Raw genomic sequence first — 8,284 nt, 5'->3', positions numbered from 1 at the left:
GCCTCAGGCGGCCGCCCCGGCCGCCAAGCCAGCGACTTCGGCGAGCAATCCCGCCGATGCACTGGAAGCGTCCCTGCTCGCCACGGTCGAGCAGGCTTCCGCGAGGGTCGCCGCCGAACGCGCGGGTCTCTTCAAGCCGGGCAAGGAGCCTGGCAAGACCACCGACAGCCGGCCGTCGACGGCGGGCCAGCGAGAACCGCTGTTCGGTCGCGCACCCCGGGACGCGAAGCCCGCCGAGCCGCCGCCGATGCCGGCCGAGACGCCCGCCGACCTCGAAGCATCGTTGATCACGGCCATCAGCGAGGCCGCCGCGAGGCGGGCGGACACATTCAAGCCGGTGGCAGAGCCAACGCCGCCGCAGGGCGATCCCGAGATCCGCGCCGTCGCCCCGCCGAAGCCCATTGCGCCTCCGCCCGCCAACACGCCACCTGCGAAAACACCGCCCGCGAAGACACCGGCCGATGATCTCGACGAGACGCTGCTCGCAGCGCTGGCCGAGATTTCCGGCCAGAAGTTCAAGGACGAGCCCAAGCCGGACGCTACGTCCAAAGGCCCGCCGGCCGACGACGGCCTGTCCGACATGATCAAGAAGTTCGCCCCGGATTCGAGCTTCCTGCGCAAGCAGTGACGGCGCGGCTCAGACGCCGGCGACCGACGCCCAGATATCGGCGAGCTTGCGCCGGACGGTCTGCATCCGCGTCTGCGGTGCGACCTTCTCGTCGTCCTCCGGCAGGCGCAGGCCGACGACATTGACGCGGCCGCCGCTGATGCTGCGCGCCACCAGTACGATCTCGTCGAGCGCGAGCTCGGCACCTTCCTTCGGCGCGCGGTCGAGATTGATGTCGAAATAATCCGCGAGCGTCAGCTTGCCCTGGTGCTCGTCGACCTTGACGCCGTAGATCTCGGCGAGCTCGCCGAGCGTATGCTCGCCCGACACCATGAAGTCGCCGAGCAGATGCGGATCGGGCGCGCTCGACGGCGCCATGTCGACGAAGAAGCGATCGAGCGCCTCGGCGCGCTCCGGCGGCGCCAGCAGATAGATGTAGTCGCCCGGCGCGACCGGATCGGCCTCAACAGGCATCAGGATCCGCTGGTCGCGGATCACCAGCGTCGGCTTCGACCACGATGGGATCAGCCCGCGGCGGAAATACAGGCTCTTGGGCCGCACCGGATAGCCGACCAGCTGCTGCTCGAGCTGGCCGGGCAGATCCAGTTCGACACGGCGCGGGCCGCGCTCGGCGCGCGGCAGCGCGACGTGCAGCCGCCGCGCCGCCGGCGCCAGCGTCCAGCCCTGCAACAGCAGCGAGATGATGACGACGACGAAGGCGACGTCGAAATAGAGATAGGCCTTCGACAGGCCGACCAGCATCGGGATCGAGGCCAGGAAGATCGCGACCGCGCCGCGCAAGCCGGTCCACGCAATGAAGACCTTCTCCCGCCAGTTGAACTTGAACGGCGCAAGACAGATCAGCACCGCCAGCGGCCGTGCCACCAGCATCAGCGCGAACGCCACCAGCACCGCGCCGCCGGCGCTGGAGAGCAGGCGATGCGGCGACACCAGGAGGCCGAGCAGCACGAACATCACGATCTGGGCCAGCCAGGTCGCGGCGTCGAGGAACGTCACCACCGAATTATGCGCGCGGGTCGGCCGGTTGCCGATGATGATACCGGCGAGATAGACCGCGAGGAATCCCGAGGCATGCACGATCTGGGAGCCGCCGAAGATCACCAGCGCCGCCGTCGTGACGAACGGCGCATGCAGACCCTGCGGCAGCGCCACGCGATTCAGCGCGATCACCACCAGCCGGCCGCCGATCACCCCGATGATGGCGCCGAGCACGGCTTCCTGGATGAACTCCATCGCGATGTGCGAGGCCGAGCTCTGGCCGACCGAGATGAACTCGACCAGCATCAAAGTGAGGAAGATCGCGAACGGGTCGTTGGTGCCGGATTCCGCCTCCAGCGTCGCGCCGACGCGCGGCCGCAGGCGAAGGCCCTGGGTGTGCACCAGGAGGAACACCGCCGCGGCGTCGGTCGAGGCCACGACGGCGCCGACCAGAAGCGACTCGGTCCAGTTGAGGTCGAGCACATAGCGGGCGACCGGCGCCGTGATCAGCGCGGTGAGCAGCACGCCGGCGGTCGCCAGCATCATCGAGGGCGCCAGCACCGTGCGGATGCTGGCAAACCGCGTCTTCAGTCCGCCGTCGAACAGGATCAGCGCCAGCGCCACCGAGCCGACCAGATAGGTGGTGCGGACGTCGTCGAACTGCAGCCGGCCGGGGCCGGAATCGCCCGCCAGCATGCCGACCAGCAAGAACACCAGCAGCAAGGGGGCGCCGAACCGCAGCGCAAGCAGGCTGGACAGGATGCCGGCCATCACCAGCACCGCACCGAGCAGGATCGCTATACTGACGGAGTCGAGGGATGCCATGCGCCTTCGGAGGTCTCATATACTTGCAATTGCATCCTTATCGTCGCCACACTGGGACGCCAACCGATTTCTGAGATGAGCGGCAATGTGCCCGGTCTTTGCTCCCCTAGGTCGCCTCGACACTGTGTTGTATCGATGGTCGCGCGCGCGCCTTTGTGGGATTCTGCGTGGGCATTCGAATCACATTTGCCTGACCCGCGCTTCAAGTTGAGACTTTGCCGATGGACATGAGCTGGAAGGACGTCCTGGAATCGATCCAAATGGCGGCGCGCTCGGTCGGCGCCGAGATCGCCTCGCCCTGGTTCTATCTGCAGTTCGGCATCATCCTCGCGGCCGCGGGCCTCGCCTACGCCGCCGATACCGCCATTCATACACGGGTCAACATGTCGTCGCTGGCGAGCCGGTGGCCGCTGCCGCTCCGGCACTTTGCCCGCGTGATGGTATCGAGCGCCTCCACCGCCGTGTTCGCGGTGTTGATGCTGATCTCGCGCATCGTGATGTGGCACGCGACCTGGCCGAGCCGCAGCTATTTGATCGCGGTCTCCGCCAAGTTGGCGCTGGCCTGGCTCGTGATCCGCCTCGTGACCTCGGTGATCGACAACGCCTTCATCGTCAAACTGGTCTCGGTCGTGGCCTGGCTGGTCGCCGCCCTCAGCATCATCGGCCAGCTCGACTGGGCGGCCGATGCGCTGGATTCGTTCGCGGTCGTCGTGGGCGGTCTGCGGCTGAGCCCGCTGCTGCTGATCAAGGCCGGCGCGGTGCTGATCGTGGCGCTGTGGCTGAGCAATATCGCCAGCAATTTCATCGACGGCCAGATCACCCGCTCGACCGACCTGACCCCGTCGATCCAGGTGTTGCTGGTCAAGATCATCCGCATCGGCCTGATGGTGATCGCGGTCGCCATTGCCTTGAGCGCCGTCGGGATCAACCTGTCGGCGCTGGCGGTGCTGTCCGGCGCCGTCGGCGTCGGCATCGGTTTCGGCCTGCAGAAGATCGTCGCCAACTTCATCTCGGGCATCATCCTGCTGGTCGACAAGTCGGTGAAGCCGGGCGACCTCGTCACCATCGGCGACAGCCAGGGCCGCATCAGCGCGATGAAGACCCGCTACATCTCGGTCGCCGCCGGCGACGGCCGCGAGTTCCTGATCCCGAACGAGGACCTGGTGACGCAGAAGGTCACCAACTGGACCTACACCGACAAGAACACGCTGGTGAAGATCGCTTTCGCCGCCAATTACGACGCCGATCCGAGGCTGGTCTGCAAGCTCGCGATCAATACCGCGACGGCCCACGCCCGCGCGCTCAAGGGCAAGCCGCCGAACTGCATCCTGACCGAATTCGCCGAGCTCGGCATGAAGTTCTCGCTGACCTTCTGGATCGCCGATCCCGACGGCATGGACGGTGTGAAGAGCGACGTCATGCTGTCGCTGTGGGACGCCTTCAAGCAGCAGGGCATCAAGGTGCCCTACCCGGTGCGGGAACTCCGGATCCGCGGCGGCGCGCTGCCGGTCGAGAGCGTGGTCGAGGTCTCCAGCTAGCGCCTCCGTGCGGCTTTTTCGGACAAGCGGCCGCCGCTGTTCCGGATTTGGCCCGGAAAATCAAGCCGTTTGAGCATTGTCCCCATGCCCAACCTTGGCTTGCGCCGGGCGCGCCGATCATTAAATTAGGGCCTGAAATCAGCCCCTTGCCCGCAGAAACATCCCGCCCATGAGCTATATCGACGCCACCGACACCTCGCTTCGCAAGACCGGCCAGATCAAGCTGCACGGACCGAGCGGCTTTGCCGGCATGCGCAAGGCAGGCGCCCTGGTGTCGAAATGCCTCGACGCGCTCACCGACATCGTCAAGCCGGGCGTCCCGACCTCCGTCATCGACGACTTCGTCCGCAAGTTCGCCTTCGACCACGGCGCCTATCCGGCGACGCTGATGTATCGCGGCTATCGCTACTCGACGTGCACCTCGATCAATCACGTGGTCTGCCACGGCATGCCGGGCGACCGGCCGCTGAAGGAAGGCGACATCGTCAATGTCGACGTCACCTTCATCGTCGACGGCTGGTACGGCGATTCCAGCCGCATGTATGCGATCGGCGCCATCGCGCGGAAGGCCGAGCGGCTGATCGAGGTGACCTACGAGGCGATGATGCGCGGCATCGCCGCGGTCAAGCCGGGCGCCACCACCGGCGATATCGGCCACGCCATCCAGAGCTTCGTCGAACCGCAGGGCATGAGCGTGGTGCGCGACTTCTGCGGCCACGGCCTCGGCCGCCTGTTCCACGACGAGCCGAACATCATCCATATCGGCCGCCCCGGCGAAGGCGCGCCGCTGAAGCCCGGCATGTTCTTCACCATCGAGCCGATGATCAATCTCGGCAAACCGCATGTGAAGATCCTGTCCGACGGCTGGACCGCGGTGACCCGCGACCGCTCGCTGTCGGCGCAGTTCGAGCACTCGGTCGGCGTCACTGCCGACGGCGTCGAGATCTTCACGCTGTCCGAGCGCCACGGTGAGAAGCCGTGGGTTCAGGTGTAAGCATCCTCGACGAGTTCAGTAGTCGCTCCGCGTCCGCTCGACGATCTCCTCGGGCGTGTGATTCTCGCCGATCGACATCGCGCAGATCCGCGACAGATGCAGATAAGATAGCCCGGTCTCCTCCGCCCAGGCGTTGAACTGCGCCTGCACCTTGGCGAGGTCGCGCTTCGACTTGACCTCCTCGGCGATATCGAGGCCGGCGTCGCGCAGGCAGGCGACGACGTCGCGCGAGGTGACGAAACCGTCCCAGCCGAGGAAGCGCAGCAGCATCTGCCCGGTGTTGCCGCCGAGCCGACTGCCGCGCTTGGTCAGCAGATCGAGCAGCCCGATCTCGTCCGATGACGGCCAGGCCGCGAGGAATTTGCCGAAGCTGCCGTGCTCGCGCGCGATCTCCTGCACGAAGCGGCCATTGTCGCGCACCGACATGATCTTGGCGCCGTTGCGCACGATCCTGGTGTCGCTGGTCAGCTTCTCCCAATATTCGTCGGGCTTGAAGGCGAGCTTGGCGGGCTGGAAGCCGAGGAAGGCGTCCTCGAAGCCCGGCCATTTGGCGTCGATCACGCTCCAGGCGAAGCCCGCGCAGAACACGCGCCTGGTCATCTCGGCCAGCACATGGTCGTCGCCGAGCTTTGCCAGCGCCTTGGCGCCCGCCGGCGGCCGCAGCAGTTTCTCGAGCGCCTTCGGCCCGCCCTTGCGCTTCTCGGCGCGCGAGCGGATCACCCTGAATGATGTCACGCCGCCCTCCCCTTTTTGATCCTGAACGTTGCAGGTAACGGTAATTCGCCCGTCGCATCGTGGCAAACCGGGAAGTTGCTTCAGCCCTTGCAAAACGCGGCAGGCACGGCATGGTTGTGGCCGATGCCCGCCAAGCCCGATGCCAGCAACGACGACACCGACGAGACGCCGCATTATCACGGCCATCGCGAACGGCTGCGCGAGCGCTTCTACGCCGCCGGGCCGGACGCGCTGACCGACTATGAGCTCCTCGAGATGGCGCTGTTCGCCGCGATCCCGCGCCGCGACACCAAGCCCTTGGCCAAGGCGCTGTTGACGAAATTCGGCTCCTTCGCCGAGGTCGTGCACGCGCCGGTGGCGCGGCTGCGCGAGGTCGAGGGTGTCAAGGATGCCTCGATCAACCAGCTCAAGCTGCTCGCCGCGGCAGCGGGCCGGATCGCCAAGGGCGAGATCAAGCGCAGCATCGCACTGTCGTCGTGGAACGACGTCATCGACTATTGCCGCACCGGCATGGCGTTCGCCGACAAGGAACAGTTCCGCCTGCTGTTCCTCGACAAGCGCAACCAGCTGATCGCCGACGAGGTGCAGCAGACCGGCACCGTCGATCACACCCCGGTCTATCCCCGCGAGGTGATCAAGCGCGCGCTGGAATTGTCCGCGACCGCGCTGATCCTGGTGCACAACCATCCCTCCGGCGACCCGACGCCGTCGCAGGCAGACATCCAGATGACCAAAGCCATCGTCGACATCGCCAAGCCGCTCGGCATCGCCGTGCATGATCACATCATCGTCGGCAAGAACGGGCATACCAGCCTGAAGGGCATGAAATTGATGTAGTCTCCCTGCGGCGACGCGCGTCACACCACCGCCGGTCCCTGCCCACATCGAGGCGCCTCCACGGAGATGATCATGTCGAATGGTCCCAGCGCGGTTCTCTCTTTCGACGAGATCGACGCGATTGCGCGTGACGCCGTTGCAGAGGGAGAGGCGGGCCGCAAGCAAGCTGCATCGCAGAAGGTCCACCCCCTACGAAACGCCCAGCGCCACCAGCCTGAGGCCGCGATGGCGTTGTTATGGATTGTCGACGAGCGAAGCCTCGCGAGGGAAGAGGCGGCAGACGTTCTTTCAGAGATCGCAGACGCCCACGATGACGACATAGCTATCCTCTCGAGGCTCGGCCTGTGCCTCGAAGCCGTCCGCGACATCGACGATCTGAATGCGCCGCCGCCGGAACACCCGGTATTTCAGACGATGGTCGCAAAGCTGGGCAGCCTGGCCAGGCGCTACGAGGGGCAGCCTGAACAGGAGCAGGTCCTGCGCGGGCTCGCCACGTCGGCGCGAATGATGGCGCGCCAGCACGATGCGATCGCCGAGGACAGTCTTCGGAGACTGATCGGAATCGATCCGCAAAAGAGCGCATATCATTACAATTTGGGGCTGTTCTACAAGACGCGCGGCAGATTCGCCGAAGGCGTGGCGGCAAACCGCGTCGCTGCAAGCCTGTCACAGCAGGCTGTCGACAGCACCGAATGGAACCTCGGCATCTGCGCCACCGGCGCAAGCGACGCCGCGACCGCGTTGGGCGTGTGGAAGCGCATGGAGCAGAAAATCGAGCATGGACGCTTTGGGTTGCCGGAGGGTGGATATCCGGCTTGCAAGGTGAGGCTTGCCGCGCGTCCCCTTGCTGAGCGGACGGCAGATCGTGATGACCCAGGCGAAGAGGAAACGGTCTGGATCGAACGGTTGAGTCCGTGCCATGGCATTATCCGTAGCGTGCTGTACCGCGATCTCGGCGTCGATTATGGCGATGTCATCCTCATGGATGGCGCCCCGATTACGCATCACACCTACGGTGACGAGCAGATCCCGGTCTTCCCCCATTTGGCAACGCTGCTGCGCCGGAATTACCAGTTCTTCGCTTTCGCGGGCACGCAGCAGACGGCACGGCAATTGGCCGACATCAGCGAAGAGTTGGACGGGGACGCCGTGATCTATTCGCACTCGGAGAGCTTCAAGATCATGTGCGCAAATTGTTGGCGCAACCCCGATATCGATCACGCTGAGCACGAGACAATGGAAAAGCACGTCGTCGCCGGTCGCATTGCCGCGGCTCCCGACATTGCGCCTGCCCAGCTTCTGGACATGATCGACAAGGCGATCGCCGAACGCGAAAGCTGCCAGCTTTATGCACCCGATCTTTGCGCCGCAGCGGGACAATCGGCGCGCGAGCGGATCGACCGACGGCGGTTTGCACTGCTGACGGGCAACTAGTGCAATCATCCTGGAAAGAATGGCATGCGGCTGATTAAGCCCCGCCGTCGTCCCTGCGAAAGCAGGGACCCATAACCACAGAGTCGTGATGTTAGAGTGAGCTGTGGCCCCAGCGTAACGCAACAATTGAGATTTGGGGTAATAGGTCCTGGCTTTCGCCAGGACGACAGTGAGGATGGTCCTCGATTCAACCGGTCAAACAGCTTGTTCGGTGTGATCACCCGCGCATGCGGGTGATCCAGTATTCCAGAGACGCCTGTGCTTGAGCCGAGGGGCCGCGGCGTACTGGATCGCCCGCATGCTGTTTAGACCGGA

At 65.2% G+C, this 8,284-nt stretch carries 6 protein-coding genes and 1 pseudogene; 5 read left to right on the top strand and 2 right to left on the bottom strand.

Translation table 11 applies throughout. From position 1 onward, the window contains the following. Window positions 1–628 (top strand): annotated as a pseudogene (locus H8B02_RS42210) (hypothetical protein); the annotation flags it as partial. A 9-nt stretch (window positions 629–637) separates the two neighbouring features. On the opposite strand, the gene H8B02_RS42205 reads toward H8B02_RS42210, so the two are convergent. After that, a complete protein-coding gene (locus tag H8B02_RS42205; RefSeq protein ID WP_229171598.1) occupies window positions 638–2,431 on the bottom strand; it encodes a potassium/proton antiporter in 1,794 nt (597 codons plus the stop codon). Window positions 2,432–2,652: 221 nt separating this feature from the next. Between H8B02_RS42205 and H8B02_RS42200 the strand changes: the two genes are divergently transcribed. Together H8B02_RS42200 and map are read left to right on the top strand one after the other, a co-directional pair. Continuing rightward, entirely contained in the window at window positions 2,653–3,969 is a 1,317-nt protein-coding gene (locus H8B02_RS42200; protein ID WP_229171597.1) for a mechanosensitive ion channel family protein, read from the top strand. Window positions 3,970–4,138: 169 nt separating this feature from the next. Then, the gene (gene map / locus H8B02_RS42195) at window positions 4,139–4,963 is read left to right on the top strand and encodes a type I methionyl aminopeptidase (protein WP_092122802.1); all 825 of its coding nucleotides are present in this window, start codon (window positions 4,139–4,141) and stop codon (window positions 4,961–4,963) included. Window positions 4,964–4,978: 15 nt separating this feature from the next. On the opposite strand, the gene H8B02_RS42190 is transcribed toward map, so the two are convergent. After that, window positions 4,979–5,698: a DNA-3-methyladenine glycosylase I gene (locus tag H8B02_RS42190; RefSeq protein WP_229171596.1), complete on the bottom strand. Its 720-nt coding sequence runs from the start codon at window positions 5,696–5,698 to the stop codon at window positions 4,979–4,981. 123 nt (window positions 5,699–5,821) lie between these two features. On the opposite strand from H8B02_RS42190, the gene radC reads away from it, so the two are divergent. Both radC and H8B02_RS42180 read left to right on the top strand, forming a co-directional pair. Continuing rightward, window positions 5,822–6,535 carry a RadC family protein gene (gene radC / locus H8B02_RS42185; protein ID WP_229171595.1) on the top strand — a complete coding sequence of 238 codons (714 nt, stop codon included), beginning with the start codon at window positions 5,822–5,824 and terminating at the stop codon, window positions 6,533–6,535. Between the two features lie 72 nt (window positions 6,536–6,607). Beyond that, window positions 6,608–7,969: a prenyltransferase gene (locus H8B02_RS42180; protein WP_229171594.1), complete on the top strand. Its 1,362-nt coding sequence runs from the start codon at window positions 6,608–6,610 to the stop codon at window positions 7,967–7,969. Window positions 7,970–8,284 lie beyond the last annotated feature (315 nt).

This window comes from Bradyrhizobium altum, from assembly GCF_020889705.1.
Taxonomy (GTDB): domain Bacteria; phylum Pseudomonadota; class Alphaproteobacteria; order Rhizobiales; family Xanthobacteraceae; genus Bradyrhizobium; species Bradyrhizobium altum.
Note: the sequence above shows the minus strand (reverse complement) of the source record. Positions and strands in the feature narration are given on the sequence as shown.